The organism is Flavobacterium glycogeni, from assembly GCF_048286775.1.
Classification (GTDB): Bacteria; Bacteroidota; Bacteroidia; order Flavobacteriales; family Flavobacteriaceae; genus Flavobacterium.
In genome coordinates this window covers 62571-80715 of the sequence record NZ_JBLVPV010000013.1, presented here as the reverse complement: position 1 = coordinate 80715, position 18145 = coordinate 62571, and the positions used below count along the sequence as shown (strand labels likewise).

Below are 18145 nucleotides of genomic sequence, written 5' to 3'. Positions count from 1 at the left end.
ATTATCTACAATAAATTGATTTTGAATGCAAATGTTTTTTTAAATCTTTTAAGTCAAAACTCTTAAAATTACTAGCATTTCTTCCGCTTAAAAGGAAATCTACATTACCTTCTTTTCTATTATTCAAATCTAAATTAAAATTCTTTAGAGCCTCATAATGCAATGCCGATCCAATTGCAATTGAATCAATTATTCCTGATTCAAGTAAGTCTTCAACATCATTCATTGAACCAATACCACCATGGGCTATTATGGGTAATGAAACAGAGTCTGAAATTTCTTTTGTCAATTGAACATCTACCCCCTTACCAGTTCCTTCTTTATCTACAGATGTAATTACAATCTCACCCGCACCCAATCTCTCTACTTCTTTAGCCCACTCAATCACTTCAATACCAGTAAACTCCCTCCCATTATCAATAAATGCATAATGTTTACCATCTGAATTTTTTATTGCTTCTATGGACACAACAATAGTTGAACTACCAAATTCTTCGGAAGCTTCTCTTATAAATTCAGGACGCTTTATTGCAGCAGTATTGATAGAAATCTTGTCAGCTCCTATTCGTAACATTGATTTTATATCATTCAAACTTCTTATTCCTCCTCCTACGGTAATAGGTATGAAGATACTTTTAGCTGTTTCTGAAATAATATCATGAAGACTGTTACGCTCATATAATGAAGCTACAACGTCCATAAACATCAATTCATCAGCACCTTGCTCATAATAATATTTAGCAAAATCAGATGGCTTCCCCAAAACTCTTAGCCCTTCTAAATGGATACCTTTAACTAAATTCGGCCCCTTAATGTCTAACTTAGGTATTATTCTTACTGTTTTCATTGTTTATTTAAATAAAACTCTGCTAAAGTCCAGTCTGCCATTGTATCAATATCGATACTTCTTTCTTCCGGCATTATTATTTTTTTAATTTTTTTAAACTCATGGATTTTTGCTCTTTTCAAAGCATTTACACTCATTAAATACATTGATCCATTATAAGAAAAAACATCAGGACAATCTTGTCGTCTTTGAAAATTTCCTTTTTTACTTTTATCCAAAAAACCGAATTCATTTTCTTCAAAAAGAGTAAAATAAGGGTTCTCTTTTGATTTTTTTACACTTACCACCATTTCAATTTCATCATCATAACTTTGAATCAGATTTTCAAAATCTTGTTGGTTCCGAAAAGGAGATGTGGGCTGCAAAAGTAATACTAAATCAAAGTATTTGTTACTATCTTCATAATATTTTATTGCATGCATAATAACATCGTAAGAGTTAGCTATATCGGATGCCAATTCTTCAGGGCGTTTGAATGGCACATCGATTCCTAAATCAGATGCTATAGCTAAAACACTGTCGTCATTTGTTGAAATACACAATTCATCTCCTTTCTTCATATTCTTCAATGCAAAGTCAACTGTATACCCTATGAGAGGTTTACCCCCTAAAATTTTTATATTCTTCCCTGGCAGGCCTTTAGACCCCGCACGTGCTGGTATTAAATAAAGAATTTTCATTATAACGTCATATATTTAATATCGATCTGAGCTTTTTCAAAATCTTCATGTTTACCTACATCCAGCCAATAGCCCGAAAAGGGAAAAGAGATAACCTTCAAATCTTTCTTTATCAACTCTTCCATTAAATCGGTTGCATTGAAAAAAGTATCTTGAGGTATATACTTCAACATTTCTTTTTTTATCAAATAAATCCCTCCATTGGAATAATAGGTATAGGTTGGTTTTTCCTTAAAACTTTTTACAGTTCCATTACTCGTTTCCAAAACAGCATAAGGAATGCTTACTTGATACGGAATAGTCAACACTGCTAAATCGGCGTCCTGATTAATAAACTCAAGAAAAAACTGTTCGTAATCAATGTTGGTTAATAAATCCGAATTAGTTACCAGAATATAGTCGTGTTCAAAATTTTTAATTTGAGAAACAGCTCCAATAGTTCCTAGCGGTTCGTTTTCCCAAACATATTCAATTTTAATATTTTTTTCTTTCCCTTGTCCAAAATGATTTTCAATCTGTTCCCCCAGATACTTTACAGAAACCCAAAAATCATCAATTCCAAATAAAGCCAAACGATCCAGATTATGCTCCATAATAGCTTTATTCCCTACTTTTAAAAGTGGTTTCGGAGTAACATCTGTTAAAGGTTGTAAACGCAGTCCTCTGCCTCCTGCCATAATAACTGCATCAACAGGAAGATATGATTTTATATTTCTAAAATTAATAATATTTACTATCTTTAGATTACTATCTACAACAGGAATAATCTTGTAATTACCCTCCCTAAATTCTATTATTTTATTTAAATTATTATACCCTTTGACTATAAACTTTGGTTTAGATTGAATGATTTGATCCACTAAAGAATCAATTCCAATCCCCTTTATCAAACCTCTTCTAATATCTCCATCAGTTAAAGTGCCTATTAACTTATTATTTTTATCTACAACAAAAAGTATGTTATCTAAATTTAATTCATTTAGCTGTACCAACGCATCTTTGATTTTAGAGCCTAAAAGTATTAAGTGGTCTGTATATTTTCTCATAAATATCCTTTGAGTGTTTTTATTATGTTATCGGCGACACCTTCTTTAAAATAAACATTTTCACCATTGTATTTTTCAAAACTCATGGCTTTGGCAACAGCTGTAATCATAGCCGTTTCTTCAAACTCAGAATTCAAAACATTATGGCTTTGGACCCTTCCTTTTTGTCGGTCACCCACATTGACTACATATTTTCCAAAAGATGCCGCTTCCAAAATACCACTGGAGGTATTCCCTATCAAAATTTTGGCATAATGCATCGCTGAGAAATAATTAATCTTACCAAAGTTTTCAATCAATAAAAATCGTTCAGGGAATTCCTTTTTCAACTTTTCAATGGCTTCTCTATAAACCGACCCCTGTGTATCGGCGTTAGGCATTGTGATAATCACAAAAAGTTTCTCTGAAATTGTTACCAAGGCATTTTTCATAGCTTGGGCATATTTAACATTCTCTTGCACCAACATCGTCTCTGGATGAAAAGTTACTAATGCAAATTCTTTATTTGGTATATTGAATTTCTCGAAAAAAGTAGCCCTATCTATCGGAACAAAGCATTTAATATCATTCAAACTCAACGAACCAATGTCAAAAACACCCTCTGATGATCCAATCAAATCAATTACTTTTTCTCTAAAAACATCTGTAGCGGTAAAATGCAGCTTTGAGGCTAGTGTAATTTGGTGGCGGTACACATTGTCTATCGCTCCCAATGTGGTTTCTCCTCCGTGTATATGAGCAAATTTTACTCCAAAAGGAATTCCTGCCTGTACTGCAGCACTCATCTCAAAACGATCGCCCAAACAAAACACCAAATCGTAAGTATGACTCGCCCAAAAGTCCGAAAATTTTAACACCGTCAAGCCGTAAGACGACGCAATAGATTGTGCATCATCATTTGAAATCAATGCAGAAATGGTATGAATACAAATATATCCATCCTTCTCTATATCCCTTACCGTATATCCGTGGCTTTTTGACAAATGAGTACCAAAAGCAATAATCTCTATTTCAAAAAAAGAATCACTTTTCATTTTTTGAAGCAAGGGAAGATATATTCCGTAATCGGCTCTTGAACTGGTTAGAATTCCTATTTTCATATTAAATCTGATACTAATAATTTATCAAATTCATTTTTATCGACATTTAACTTTTTGCCTATAATATTTTCCCATTCCATTGGAGAAATTCCGTCTCCTGGTCGTAATGAAATAATATCATTATCAGTAATAGTATGCCCCTTTGATAAATTCTTATTAATATGAATACTTTTTCTGGCAATCGCTATGTTCTTTGTTTCACTTTCGCTTGGCTTTTTTTCACCATCACCACTCATTGCTAATTCTATGTTGCGTATTGCGGTAACCATCTGCTTTAATTCAGTTGGTTCTAATGAGGCCACATGATCGGGACCTGGCAAAGTTCTATCCAAAGTAAAATGTTTCTCAATTATTGTAGCTCCCAACGCTACTGCTGCAATAGGCACTTCAATACCAAGTGTGTGGTCTGAATATCCTATTTGTACCTCAAAAGTTTTTTGAATAGCCAACATTGCCTTTAAATTGACATCTTGCATAGGCGTTGGATATTCTGTATTGCAATGCAAAATAGAAATAGTCTCTTTTTTTAATCCAAATTTTATTAAAACATCTAGTGCCTGTTTAATTTCCATTTCGGAACACATCCCTGTTGACATAACAACTGGTTTACCGCACAAAGCAACAGCTTTCAAATAGGGATAATTTGTTATTTCTCCACTTGGGATTTTAAAAAACGAAAGCCCCAAATCATTTAGGTAATTCACCCCCTCTACATCAAATGCAGTAGAGAAAAACTTAATATTTCTTTCTGAGCAATACGCCATTAACTCTAAATGATTTTCATGGCTTAACTCTAAATTCTTCAACATAACATATTGGGAGTCATCGCCGTCATTAATATTGACGCTCTGATATTCCGCTTTTTTAGCCGATTTACTTACTAAACTATCCGCTTTAAAAGTCTGAAATTTAACATAATCTACGCCCGCATCAGCCGCCTCATCAATTAGCTTTTTGGCTACTTGAATATCTCCGTTATGATTTACACCTGCTTCGGCTATAATAATTACTTTATTCATATTTAGATTATTCTGCCTGGATTACCAACTACTGTTTTATCGTCTGGTATATTACTAATAACTACGGTACCAGCTCCTATTACAACATCTTTTCCTACAATAATTCCTTGTTTTATTACCGCATTGGCTCCCACAAATGTTCTTTCTCCAATACTAACATTTCCTGCTAAAACTGCTCCTGGTGCTATATGAACTGCATCCCCTAAAACACATTCGTGTTCGATAATACAGCCAGTATTCAGGATTACGTTCTTTCCGACTATTGCAAGGGCATTAACGGCTACATTTTTGTTAATAAAACTGCCATTCCCAATAACTGCACTCTTTGAAACATTTGCCGTTTTATGTATAATCGTTTCGATTGTCTTTCCTTTGCTTTCAATCAAATGGGCTATATTTTGTCTCAATGTATTATCGCCTATCCCGAGAACAAAAGAAACTTCGTTTTGCCATCCTATAAAATCATCCTTTTTTTCAAATCCTAAATAGGGTAAATTATAGGGATCTAAATCCGATTTCTCTTTATCAGAATAACCGATAACATCAAAGCTATTCTCCAAAGCCGTTTCGGCAACCACAAAAGCATGCCCCGAATACCCGATAAGAATTATTTTTCTATCTAACACTACTCGGTATGTTTACAATTCTTTCTTCTAAAAATTCGGCATTGGCCTGCTCGTCTCTCTGACAATGTGCATACATCGGCAAACGATACATCAACTGCCAAATGGGTCGGGTCATAACTCCATTTGAATTAGTTACTTCCAAAAACAAATCTCGTTCGGCTTTATTTTCCAACTCCACACACATCAACCAATAATTTGCCTTGGTCTCTTGCGTTTCCGTTCTGAATTGTATTCCATTAGTCGCAAAGAAAGATTGATACTCTTTTGCTAAATTTCTTTTATTTTCTAAAAAACTATCCAACTGTTCCAATTGCGCACATGCCAAAGCGGCATTCAAGTTAGGCATTCTGAAATTATAACCCATTTCATCATGCACATATTCATATGGATGTGGAATTTTGGCCGTAGTGGTTAAATATTTCCCTTTCTCACCTATTGAAATATCGTTGGTAACAATGGCACCACCACCTCCGCAGGTCACTATTTTATTCCCGTTAAATGAAAAAACGCCTACTTTCCCTAAACTTCCTGTTGGCTTTCCTTTGTACACGCTTCCTAATGATTCGGCAGCATCTTCTACCACAGGAATTTTCCAAGAGTTACAAACGGCAAGCAATTCGTCTAAATGTACCGGAAATCCAAAAGTGTGCATCGGTACACAAGCACTTATTTTTTTACCTGTCTTTTTATTATAACAACCGTCTTCACGCAAGTCACCAAATTCTTCTAGAAATAAAGTAACTGCTTTAGGAGACAATCCCATTGTATCTATATCAACATCTAAAAAAATTGGGGTTGCGTTTTGATACGCTATAGCATTCACAGTAGCCACAAAAGTCAAGGCTTGAGTAATTACTTCATCCCCAGCTTTAACACCCACTAAACGCAAAGCCACTTGAATCCCCGCTGTACCATTGACAACGGCAACTGCTTTTTGAGTTTGGGTAATGCCTTGCATCATCGACTCAAACTGATCTACATATGCTCCAACTGAGGATACAAAAGTAGAATCAATAGTTTCCAATAAGTATTTTTTTTCATTACCTCCAAAATGAGGAACGTGCAACGGAATAAAATTTTCCGTTTTATACTGAGCTTTTATAAAGGATATAACTGAATTGAAATCTGCCATAATTACATTTTTGAATCTAAATATTTACCAGTTTCTTTATGTCCGAAATTAGGAATCATATTGTGAAACAAAGCAACGATTTCCTCTTTTTCCCATGATTTATATGCTTTCATCTGTTCAATTCTGGAGGTAAAATTCTCTAATTTAGATGGGTCAAAATTAGCGTCATTTTTAATAATCCCTAAATTTTGAAATCGTTCCATATCCAAAACTTCTATATCTGTAAAGAACTCTTCAAAATCTTTCTCTCCAGTAGTATCACTGACCGTAAACAAACACGGCCATTTTTTTTGCGCCATCAAGTCTTCCACACTATTTCTAGCTTCTTCCTCCGATTCACACAAATAAGGTTCGTACCCAATTTCAGCCAAATATTTTACTGCAATATCGGCAAAGGAAATCAAATGTAAATTTTCACTCAGTTTAGGAAAGAAAATATCTCTATTCTCTCCAAAAATACAGGACATCAAACATAATTCGCCGGATTCTTTTGGCGTTACAAAATAACGTTTAATATCATTGGGAGCAACAATCGGTTGTTTCTTTAAAATTCTCTGGTTGAATCCATGCAACAAAGAACCGTCCGAAAAGGCCACATTGGCAAAACGGGCGGTGGAAATTTTTATCTGTCGGCTTTTACGCATCAAATACATTTCCATGATACGCTTGGAAGCTCCCATCATATTTACCGGATTGGCCGCTTTGTCTGTTGAAACACAAAAATATTTTTTGGTTCCGTTTTCGATGGATTGTTGCAACGTTTTCTCCGTATTGAAAACATTCACATCAATCATTCGCATCAAGGTAAATGGATCTTTTTCGCTTCGTACATGTTTTAAAGCCGAAAGATTTAAAACATAATCGTATTTCCCATCCGAATTGATAAAAGCATCGTATTCAATAGATCCAACATCCAAGGCAAACGTTTGAAAATCACCATCAATATAACCATACGAACTTCTCAAATCCCGAACTAGTTCTACCATATTGTTTTCGCTGATATCGACAACATGCAACTTTGAAGGATTACGTTTGAAGATTTCTTTGGTAACAGCCTGCCCTATGGATCCAGCTCCACCAATTACCAAAAAAGAAGAATTACTAACAATTTCAAACAATTCATTTTCATAAGTTGAAATATCTTTGTCGAATATTTCTTCTTCTCTGCCTATTAATTTGAGGATATTCATATATTATATTCTTAAGTCTTAAACTTATTCGAAGTTAAATTAATTATATTTTTTCAAAGCTAAATTAGCTATATTTTCACCTATTGATAATGAGGAAGTAGCTGCAGGCGAAGGCGCATTACATATATTAATTACATTATGATTTTCGAATATTAAAAAATCATCTGACAAATTACCTTTACTATCACAAGCTTGAGCTCTAACTCCGGCACCACCTATTTCTAAATCTTCTTTTTGAATTTCTGGAATTAATCGTTGTAAAGCTTTTGTAAATGCCGTTTTAGAATAAGAACGATACATTTCATACATACCGTCTTTCCAATATTTTAAGGCTACTTTTTGAAATCCAGAATACCCTAAAGTTTCTAAAAGTTCTTTCCAATTAACTATTTTATTGGTATACCCTTCACGAGAAAAAGCTAATACTGCATTTGGCCCAGCTTCAACACCTCCATGAACCATACGTGTAAAGTGAACCCCTAAAAAAGGGAAATTCGGGTTTGGTACTGGATAAATCAAATTTTTAACTAAATATTCTTTCTCTTTTTTAATATTAAAATATTCTCCTCTAAAAGGCAAAATTTGAACATCAACTCCAACGTTGGTCATTTTCGCTATCTTATCCGAGTACAATCCTGCACAGTTGATAACCCATTTCGTTTCAAAAAGATTATTTTGTGTTTGTATTTCAGAACTGTTTCCAATAGATTTTATTTCCTGAACATTTTGTTCAAATAGAATTTCGCCTCCTAATTTTAGAAATAAATCCGCATATTTTTGTGAAACTTCCTTATAATCAATAATCCCTGTCTGAGGAACCCAAATCCCTCCTATCCCGGTACAATGAGGTTCAATTTCTTTGATCTCTTGTGCATTAATTTTCTTAATTCCCAAAAGTCCGTTGGCTACTCCTCTATCATAAATCCCTGCCATAATAGGCAATTCTTCTTTCTCGGTGGCTACAATTATTTTACCGCAAAGATCATACTTAATTTCATTTTCGTTACAAAACTGAATTAATTTATCGTAGCCCGTTTTACAATTTATGGCTTTTAAACTTCCTGGTTTATAGTAAATTCCTGAATGAATAACTCCGCTATTATGGCCCGTTTGATGTTTTGCAATTATATTTTCTTTTTCTAAAATAAGAACTTTTAATTTGGAATTATTTTTTTTGATGTGCAAAGCTGAGGACAGTCCTACTATTCCCCCTCCAATTATTATAAAATCATACATTTTAAAAAATCAATTTAAATTAGTTGGTACCAATACCGTAATATTCTATTCCAAAAGAATTTACTTCAGCTTGATCATAAATATTTCTTCCGTCAAATATAATGGGGCTATTTAATAGTTTTTTTATTTTATTGAAGTCAGGTGATCTGAAATCTGTCCATTCTGTAACAATCAATAAAGCATCTGAATTTGCTAGAGCTTCGTATTCATTGTCACAATAAACTATCTTATCACCAATTATATGTTTAGCTTCATTCATAGCAACTGGATCATACGCTTGTACTTTTCCTCCTGCTGCCAAAATACTCTCAATTAATACTAATGAAGGAGCTTCACGCATATCATCTGTATTGGGCTTAAAGGAAAGCCCCCACATTGCAATTATTTTGTCTTTAAGATTTCCTTGAAAACGGTTGTTTAATTTATTAACCAAAACTATTTTCTGGTATTCATTAACCGCTTCAACGGCTTGTAAAATTTGCATAGAATATCCATTCTCAGCAGCTGTCTTTATCAATGCTTTAACATCTTTTGGAAAACAAGACCCCCCGTAACCAATTCCTGGATAAATAAATTTGTTTCCGATTCGAGCATCACTTCCAATTCCTTTTCGTACCATATTCACATCAGCTCCCATAATTTCACAAAGATTAGCAATATCATTCATGAAGCTAATTTTTGTAGCCAGCATACTGTTAGCAGCATATTTAGTCATCTCTGCGCTTGGTACATCCATAAATATTATAGGGTGTCCATTCAATAAAAATGGTTTGTATAATTTACGCATAACTTCCTCCGCTTTTTTGCTGGAAACCCCAACCACAATCCGGTCAGGTTTTAAGAAATCATCGATAGCTGCTCCTTCCTTTAAAAACTCTGGATTAGAAGCTACATCAAACGAAATTGTAAGATTTCGTTTCTCTAATTCTTTTTCTATGGCAAGTTGCACTTTTTCGGCTGTTCCAACAGGAACAGTACTTTTGGTCACAATTACCCCATAACTATTCATAAATTGCCCTATTTGTTTTGCTACTGCAAGAACATATTTCAAATCAGCACTTCCATTTTCACCTGGAGGTGTTCCTACTGCAATAAAAGCAACATCAGCACCCGGAATACTCTCTTCTAATGAAGTTGAAAATTGTAATCTTCCTTTAGATACATTTTTAACCACTAAAGCTTCAAGACCTGGCTCAAAAATAGGAAGTATTCCTTTATTTAAATTATCTATTTTCTTCTCATCAATATCAACACAAATAACATCAATACCAACTTCTGCAAAACAAGTTCCCGTTACTAGTCCAACGTAACCTGTACCTACTACAACTATTTTCATGCTTTTTTTAATAATTCATTATTAGCTACTTCTTCTCTCAAAGCACTACTCGAAAACCGATGATCCCTTTTATTGAAATACAATTCAATTCCTTTTTCCTCGCAATAGGTTCTTCCAGTGAAATTTTTCTCTCTGTATTCATCTCCAATAATACGCACATCAATTTTGAATGAATGTAAAATATCTTCTAAATCTTGCTCGGTGGCATATGGCACAATTTCATCTACATGCATACAGGCTTTTAGCTGTATGTACCGTTCTACAACCGTTTGTGTCGGTCTGTTTTTCTCAGGACGATCGAGAGTAGGATCTGTTTGTAATCCTATAATCAAATAATCACAATGCCTTTTGGCTTCTTCCAGCATCTTGATATGTCCAGCATGCAACAAATCAAAAGCACTAAAGGTAATTCCAATTTTAAAATTATTTGTATTCATAAATCATTTAAAAATATATCCATTAATTAAACTACCTAAGTCCTGTACGGAATGCATTTTCTCAATTGATGCCTTATCAAATCCCCAAAAAGCGGTAAAGGTATTATGGGGATTTATTCTTTTATCAGACCGATATCCATGATCTCCGGTTATTATAATTCTGTATTTATTTTCCTTGGTAAGACTTTTTAAAAGTTGAGTCATTTTTACATTGGTAAAATTCCAATAAGCAATATAATTAGCAGTGTTAATTTTTCTAAATTTAAATTCCGGATTAAAAACAAAGGGATTGTGAGGCAAAAACAGATGAGCATATAATACCGTCTTAGCATCTAGCTCCAGAATATTCATTTTATTTAATATGTTTTTATTGTGATTTTCAAAAGGATAGTCATCTCTTGAAACCACGGAAGTCTCTAATACACCCTTCTTCATAATCAATGAAAAAAAAGAAGACCCTAGTAAAAGTTGTTCCTTGAAATTCTCTGGATAACTATACAATCTCGAAAATGGCTTGGATTCGCCTACATCAAATATACCATAATTAATCACGTGCCCTTTTTTCTCCTGAATACTGTCATATAAAGCACATTTCAATAATTTCTGAGTTGCCACAGTAATAATTGGTTGACTAAAGTAATCCTTGCTTTTAGATAAATTAAAATTAAATAAAGAACTCAAACTGTTAATAGTAGACGTTTCAAAAGAATAAAAACTATTCTTAGTTACCCATCCTGCTTTATACAAACTGTTAGAATAATTATAAACTGATGAATCTTTTACAATTTTGAATACTTCATCAGGAGAAGCATATTCATCAGTAATTAGAAGAAGTATTGGCTTTTGAACTGTATCGTCTGCTTCTATTAAAATAGGACTATTTTTAAATGTATTGATGTTTTTTATGGATGTCTCTTGCTTTTGATATATATATGTACCTATTACAATAAAAAATAAAATAATACAATACGAATTTACAACCTTAAATATTTTTTTATTTATTTTCAAAAAATAAAGTTGCACAAAAAAAATCAATAAAAAATAAAAAATAAAAACCCATCTATATCTAATATTAACCGTCTCGAAAAAATTATTCACTAATAAAACACTAGGCAGCAAAAACATATCACCATAAAAAAATAGGATAACGATAGTAACCAAAACTATTGTAAAGTAATTACCTATTTTACTGTTTTCTTTTATTATAGTCTTAAACACTAAGTCTGAGAGAATAAGTAATAATAATACAAGTCCCATTTTTGGGTAAGTAAAAAAACCAACATTATAGATTTTACCCCAATTAATGGCTATATAAGGTAATACCAGCAATAGTAAGGAAAGCCTTTCTAGCTTATAAAACTCTTTTAAATTAATATTGATCTTTTTAAACAAAATTATGATTATAGATTCTTTAATGGTTATTTTGTCTCATAGAAATACAAATCCCTTTTCATTCCATCAATAGTAACTTTTTCTTTCAAATCAAAAAAGAGGTTGAACGCTTTTTCAAAATTCAATTGGTTATAATCGCTATTATGATGGGGTTTATTGTTTAATAAAATTTGTGTTTGGGAATCATCTGGATATACAAACTCAATAATCAAATGCTGCGTGTGTTTTGCCAATTTAGAAGCAATTTCTTCAAATGAAATATCATGCGTAATAGCCAAATGATGTACCACTGCCAAGGCCTGTATTACACCGACATTACAGCGTTCCCAAAAAGATTTGCGCTCCACATTATTCCATCCTATTGCTGGAGTTGGGTTCGCCAAATTAATATGCAACGGGTGCAAAAAAGTATTTTGCAATTTATTGTTTTCTACAAAAGCGCGTTCTATGGCCAATTCATCAATATCGACCACCAAAGTGTAAATTTTATTTTCAGAAAATAGCTTCGAATACATACCGTCATTAGCTCCAATATCCATTGCCATTTTACAGTGAGGAATCTGCTCCATAAACTCTTTTATGATTTCGGCCTTATTGTCTTTGCTTCCTTCTACATAATTATTATTTTGGTTATAATCGTCCCAAACTGTTTTCTTTTGTTTCGGCTTTAAACTTTCAATCGAGTCAGAAAGATGGGTACATAGATCTATCAACTGTTTTTTAGTTACTTTCTTCTCTACTCCTGTTTTATTTACGCTTCCTTCTCCTTTGGAATGTAAATAGAGATGCATAAAAGCTCCTAGATTAAAGAAATCCGACATCCTACACAAGGACACAGCTTCCTTCAATGGAATACCGTCAATAAAATAAAGCAATAGCTTAGGCAAATGGAGGTTTTTTTTGGCTCCTAAAAACAAAGGTGCGTAAAAATGTTTGCAGAATTGGTAATAGGCAATCCAAGGTTTGTCTTCTTTATACACCTCAAAAGAAGACAAATCGATAAAAACAGGGGTACTCCCCACAAACTGCACATTAAACATAGAGGCATCTTTCAGTACCATCCCATGTTCCAAAGCAATCAAGTTTATTTTTAGGGTAAAAAGGGCAGCCGTTTTGAATTGTGAAAAGGACCATTCGTAAGGGTAAGACACAAAAGATAACTTTTCTGTTTTGAGTACCACATTCCCTTGTTCCGCAATTTCTTCAAAAGGCAGTATGCATCCTTGATTCAGCAAGGCGCCCTTTAGTCCTGATGCTTTGAAATTAGTATAGTGTTCTTCTGCGTACGTTGTACTCAGTGTTCTATAATAATGCGCGTCATCATACATCAAAGTAGCTTCGGGATCTCGGAATGAACTTTGTTCTTTAATCATTTCTTTTCTTGAACTTACCAGTAATATTTTGAAAAAAATGGGTAATAAACATTTTGATGTTCTTAAAAAACATTAATGTCGATATCGCCCCTGCTATTAAGGCTTGAATCAATAAACTCCCAGTTCCTGGGTCTATGTATAAATTTATTATCATATATTTTTTATTATTTGTAATATGTATTTTGTTTTAGATTGTTGATTGTATTTTTAAACTGCACTCGAACAGATAACTAATCATTTCTTTATAAAGTCAACTGTTTCAACAATCGTCTAATGATTAATACTAACACAATCAAAAACCCCGCTAATAAACCACCCATTACTAAACCTTTTGCCTTCCCAAACTTTTCTTTTTTCAAAGGCAAAATAGGTCGGTCAATCACTTGAATTAAAGGAGTCTCTTTACGCAAGGTTACTTTCGCCAATTCAGTTTGCTTCACTAACTCTGTTAATATCGCTGTATTGGCCTGCACATCCACCTGTCTGCGGGCAGAAGGGGCACGACGCACATTGAGCGCCGGGTTTAACATAAACGTATTGTCATTGGCCACCGCCACACCAGTAATCGCACCATTCAATTCGCCACGGATAGAATCCGTTTGCCTTTCCAGTATATCCATATTCATTCTGGCCTTCTTACTCTTGGTCGTGACATAAAAATCAGACACTTCTTTGACTAGGGCTTCCGTAAAATACTTGGAAAATAATTCATTAGTAGCATTCACATCTATAGTAATGATGCCTATTTTTTTGTCTTTTTGCCCTACTGTCAATCCGGTTTTGGACAAATCTTTATATACCACACCCAAGATACTGTCATGAACTCGGGTAAAATAGGTACGCTTGGTATCGGGTAAAAACTGGATAGCCTTAAACTTTGGTTTGTCATTCCATTTTTCCCTCCAGCCCTGATTTTGAATGTACATCTCCGCCAAAGAAATAGTTTTCCCATCAATAACAACTGGGCTCAACAAGGTTTGTTCCACCATAGTGCGGGACTTGAACAACTCGGTTAAATTGGATCCGGTAAAGATACTGCCTCCCCCTCCACCAAGGTCAATACCAAACGAACTCGCCAATCCAAGAGCACCTCCCAATCCACCGCCTTTCTCATCTTCTAGCGCAAAGGATAGTGTTGCAGTATAAACCGGTTTTTTACTAAAAGAATAGGCCAAGCCTAAAACTGCCCCTATAATTCCTGCTAACACAATAATTTTCCATTGCGAAAGCAAATAGGCATACCATTCCTTGGCTTTTTCCAGTAATTCTTTTAACGATATTTCGTCGTTGGGTATTTGTTCGTTCATTTTTCGGTTTTCTGTTATCTCCCAATAGCTATCGGGATTCTGTTAATCAGCCTGCCCCGAGTTTTTACCGAGGGGTCACTTCGAGTGATTTTATAAATTAGCGACAGCGTTTTATAAAATCGTATCGAGAAGTCGGCTATCTGTTTTTCATTTGGCTCCCTTTAGGGCTGGGGTAAAACAAATGAAAAACGCCTATCGGTTATCGGTTTCTTACTTGGCTCCCTTTAGGGCTGGGGCAAAACAAATAAGCAAACCATTCTCTTCCTTTTTCTAATAATTCCTTTAACGATATTTCGTCGTTAGGTATTTCTTTATTCATTGTATCAAGATTTTACGCTTGTATTTTATTAATTATTGAAATGTGCATTCTAAACGGTGTCGACAAAAACCTGTTGTCTGTTTTCATTTGTCTCCCTTTAGGGTTGGGGCAAAACAAATGAAATCCACTATCTGCCATCTGAAACTAAAAACTAAACACTGTATACTGCAAACTGATCACTATTATCGGATTAAAGCAATCACAATCCCTGCCAAACTTGCTAACACTCCAGCTATACTGACAAACTCTCCCGTACTCATTTTTTTGACTTCGGGTTTTTCAGGCACTATAATTTGAGACCCTGGTTTCACTTTGGGATAAGATCTAACAAACAGGAATGAACTGGCTACTGCTGCTTTACCATTAGGATAAATAATATAGGCTTTTTTCTTCCAGCCTTTCGCATCTACGCCACCCACGGCATTCAAATAATAACCAAATGACTTTCCTTTATCGTAAGGAATCTCAGAAGTTAACAAAACATTTCCGGTCACTTTAACTCCTTCATTAAAAGTGGCGACTTCAATTTCATCACCGGGAAACAAAGTCACATTGGTACTGCTATTTTGATTTTTGACAATGGCTTTCCAATCTACAGGTATGATAGCAAATTTTAAATCTTCCTTCAATTTTTTGGTCAATTTTTTTTGAATACTGTCTTTCGTACCCAAATTCAAATCAACGCTTTCTACCGCTTCAATTTGTTTCGCTTGAATAGGTCTTTTGATTTTAACGCCTTCTACATTCGCCAATGAAGTCAATCCTCCGGCTCTTTGTACTACATCATATACTTTGTCTTTCTTATTAGCCAAAACATATTTTCCGGCATAATTCACGGCACCACTTATAGTCACCATCTCTGGTTTGTCATACACCGCCATTTTACGGATATTCACTACATCAAAAGGTTGCAAGGCAAAGTTTTTTAACTGCTCGTTGTTTTCTGCCGTAATTTCAATATTAAATAGTTGCGCTTTATTAGGATTGGCATCATCAATTTCTTCTGATTGAATCATTCGTGCCACTTCCACTCTTTTTGAAGCTGAACCCGTTAATCCGCCAGCCTGCACCAATAAATCATTTAACGTCAAATTTTCATGATAATCATAAACTCCAGGCTTTTTAATTTCGCCATCGATCGTTATTTTATATTCTTCAACGAAATCTAAAACAGAATAAACAGTTACGATGTCTTCTTTTTTCAAAGCAACATCAGCCTCAAGATCTCCCTTCAAAGCTTTAGCCAAATTCACGTTGACGATTTCCGTAGTCAAGTCTGATTTCAATCTAATGATTCTGGCTCTGTTACTATAAGCATCTTCTTTTAATCCATCGGCTTTTGCAATCAAATCGGAGATACGCATGCCTTCGTAAAAAGAATAGGTATCCGGTCTAAAAACGGCACCATCAATTTTGATACGATTTTCGAATCGGTTTAAAATTTTAGTCACTCGGAATACATCCCCGGATAAAGGGGTGTAGCTGGTAAACTCTGACGCTTTTATGTCTCGCACTTTAAATTCTTTATCCGTTTTCTGCAATACATTTACAGATGCAGTGTAAGCAAACTCATTAAATCCTGAAGCGAATGATAATAAATCAGTAAAGGTTTCTCCCGCTTTCATTTCAAAAATGCCCGGGCGTTTAACCTGCCCTTCAAGGGTAACTCGCTGATTATAGGCTGGTATTCGAATAACATCATTATCTTTTAACCCAACATTATCAGATTGATTTCCATTGACCAAAAAATTATAAATATCGACTTTTGTAAACACTTTGTTATTTCGAATCAATTCAATATTTCTATAACTGCCATTTTTCCCTGGCCCACCGCCTAAAAACAACGCATTATAAACCGTTGCCAAAGAAGAGATAGAATAGTTTCCTGGTTGCTTACTGCCTATCAAAGTTACTTTAATCGTTCTGATACGAGTCAGATTAACACTTACCTGTGATTGTCCTGATCGTACGGTGCTATAAACACCAGCAATCGCATTTCTGATTTTTTGGGTTGCAGCCTCGATAGTCATTCCGGAAACAGCTATTTGACCCACATATTGAATCGTTATTTTCCCTTCAACGCTTACTGGGATACTGGCATTAAATTCCTGAACGCCATAAACGCTGACTTGCAATTCATCACCAGGCCCTAAAATGTAATTCACGGGTGTGGCCAATTTCAGATTCGGCTCAAAATTTAAAGTTGGATTATCGAATAGTTCTGAACCAAAAACCAATGCATTAATCGAATCCTTAACTTTAGTATTGACAATCTTTTCTTGTTTTCTTCCAGATTCCTTCTCTAATCCTTTGTCTTTATCCTCATCGTCATCTTTACGATCCTTTTTAACTACATCGGTTTTGGTTGCCGGCATCGCAAGGCGCTCCTTTAATTTTGCAAATTCGCTGGCAGGCATTCCTTTTGCCAAAGCCATAGGTTCCGCCTGCTCAATAGTCACATTATTAGTTTGCAACTGTGCTTTTATTTTTGCAATATCACTATCCGATAAATAATCTACTTTTAACGTACTTAAATCGGTACTTTTTAACAAATCTTGCGCCAACAAAGTGGAAGATTGGAAAAGTGCTATGAACAATAAAGTGACTGTAATTATTTTTCTCATATCTATTCTAAAATTTAAATTCTTCAAATCTACAATCTGTTAGTCATATTGTAGTTCGACTTATAAATATATTTCAATGGTAAACAGCAATAACCCCAAATGGCTTCGCCTTGGTAAGTCCCATTAGGTTTTACCAGATTTTCTTTGCGACAGCAAATTTAGTTTAAAAGATTTAAACCCTGATTTATTAAACGAAAAAAATAGCATAAGACATATCTTATACTATTTTTACAAAGCGCTAAATACCAGCTCATTATCTAAGCAAGTAATCTTACAAAAATTAAAATTTTAAATTAACGTTTTTTTACCCCCTTTTATTCTGCTTTAAGACACATTAAATACTTTTGAAAAATCAAGATGCAATGATTTTGTTTAATCTCCCATATCTTGTCTATAGTTTCGGTTCAGCAGACTAAAAGTCCGCACTGTGAAAACAAAAAAAGGAGACCGCAGATTCACAGATTATTGAAAATCATTTTAA

At 34.3% G+C, this 18145-nt stretch carries 15 protein-coding genes; all 15 read right to left on the bottom strand.

What is annotated here, in order from left to right; genetic code table 11:
* Window position 1: 1 nt before the first annotated feature.
* The 15 genes from hisF to ACNQGX_RS11790 all read right to left on the bottom strand — a co-directional run bounded on the left by hisF (window position 2) and on the right by ACNQGX_RS11790 (window position 17664).
* A complete protein-coding gene (gene hisF / locus ACNQGX_RS11860) occupies window positions 2–847 on the bottom strand; it encodes an imidazole glycerol phosphate synthase subunit HisF (protein WP_417976477.1) in 846 nt (281 codons plus the stop codon).
* Complete coding sequence (locus ACNQGX_RS11855; RefSeq protein WP_417976475.1) at window positions 844–1527, bottom strand: acylneuraminate cytidylyltransferase family protein; 684 nt, start codon at window positions 1525–1527, stop codon at window positions 844–846. The genes hisF and ACNQGX_RS11855 overlap by 4 nt, the downstream gene beginning before the upstream one ends.
* Window positions 1527–2573, bottom strand: a complete 1047-nt coding sequence (locus ACNQGX_RS11850; protein ID WP_417976473.1) for a nucleotidyltransferase family protein — start codon at window positions 2571–2573, stop codon at window positions 1527–1529. Before ACNQGX_RS11850 ends, ACNQGX_RS11855 begins: the two co-directional genes overlap by 1 nt.
* Window positions 2570–3673, bottom strand: coding sequence for a UDP-N-acetylglucosamine 2-epimerase (gene neuC, locus ACNQGX_RS11845; RefSeq protein ID WP_417976471.1), 1104 nt, complete (start codon window positions 3671–3673; stop codon window positions 2570–2572). Before neuC ends, ACNQGX_RS11850 begins: the two co-directional genes overlap by 4 nt.
* Window positions 3670–4692, bottom strand: a complete 1023-nt coding sequence (gene neuB / locus ACNQGX_RS11840; RefSeq protein ID WP_417976469.1) for an N-acetylneuraminate synthase — start codon at window positions 4690–4692, stop codon at window positions 3670–3672. The genes neuC and neuB overlap by 4 nt, the downstream gene beginning before the upstream one ends.
* A 2-nt stretch (window positions 4693–4694) precedes the next feature.
* On the bottom strand, window positions 4695–5318 hold the full coding sequence (locus ACNQGX_RS11835) for an acetyltransferase (RefSeq protein ID WP_417976467.1): 624 nt from the start codon (window positions 5316–5318) through the stop codon (window positions 4695–4697).
* Window positions 5308–6450: a LegC family aminotransferase gene (locus ACNQGX_RS11830; RefSeq protein WP_417976465.1), complete on the bottom strand. Its 1143-nt coding sequence runs from the start codon at window positions 6448–6450 to the stop codon at window positions 5308–5310. The genes ACNQGX_RS11835 and ACNQGX_RS11830 overlap by 11 nt, the downstream gene beginning before the upstream one ends.
* Before the next feature lie 2 nt (window positions 6451–6452).
* Window positions 6453–7640 (bottom strand): UDP-N-acetylglucosamine 4,6-dehydratase, encoded by a 1188-nt coding sequence (locus ACNQGX_RS11825; RefSeq protein ID WP_417976463.1) that lies wholly within the window; start codon window positions 7638–7640, stop codon window positions 6453–6455.
* Window positions 7641–7679: 39 nt separating this feature from the next.
* The gene (gene lhgO, locus ACNQGX_RS11820; protein ID WP_417976461.1) at window positions 7680–8876 is read right to left on the bottom strand and encodes an L-2-hydroxyglutarate oxidase; all 1197 of its coding nucleotides are present in this window, start codon (window positions 8874–8876) and stop codon (window positions 7680–7682) included.
* A gap of 19 nt (window positions 8877–8895) precedes the next feature.
* The gene (locus tag ACNQGX_RS11815; RefSeq protein WP_417976460.1) at window positions 8896–10212 is read right to left on the bottom strand and encodes a UDP-glucose dehydrogenase family protein; all 1317 of its coding nucleotides are present in this window, start codon (window positions 10210–10212) and stop codon (window positions 8896–8898) included.
* Window positions 10209–10649: an adenylyltransferase/cytidyltransferase family protein gene (locus ACNQGX_RS11810; RefSeq protein WP_417976458.1), complete on the bottom strand. Its 441-nt coding sequence runs from the start codon at window positions 10647–10649 to the stop codon at window positions 10209–10211. The genes ACNQGX_RS11815 and ACNQGX_RS11810 overlap by 4 nt, the downstream gene beginning before the upstream one ends.
* Before the next feature lie 3 nt (window positions 10650–10652).
* A complete protein-coding gene (locus tag ACNQGX_RS11805) occupies window positions 10653–12041 on the bottom strand; it encodes a hypothetical protein (protein ID WP_417976456.1) in 1389 nt (462 codons plus the stop codon).
* 26 nt (window positions 12042–12067) lie between these two features.
* Window positions 12068–13414, bottom strand: a complete 1347-nt coding sequence (locus ACNQGX_RS11800) for a hypothetical protein (protein WP_417976454.1) — start codon at window positions 13412–13414, stop codon at window positions 12068–12070.
* Window positions 13415–13656: 242 nt separating this feature from the next.
* Window positions 13657–14721 (bottom strand): Wzz/FepE/Etk N-terminal domain-containing protein, encoded by a 1065-nt coding sequence (locus ACNQGX_RS11795; protein ID WP_417976452.1) that lies wholly within the window; start codon window positions 14719–14721, stop codon window positions 13657–13659.
* 501 nt (window positions 14722–15222) lie between these two features.
* Window positions 15223–17664: an SLBB domain-containing protein gene (locus ACNQGX_RS11790; RefSeq protein WP_417976450.1), complete on the bottom strand. Its 2442-nt coding sequence runs from the start codon at window positions 17662–17664 to the stop codon at window positions 15223–15225.
* Window positions 17665–18145: the final 481 nt, after the last annotated feature.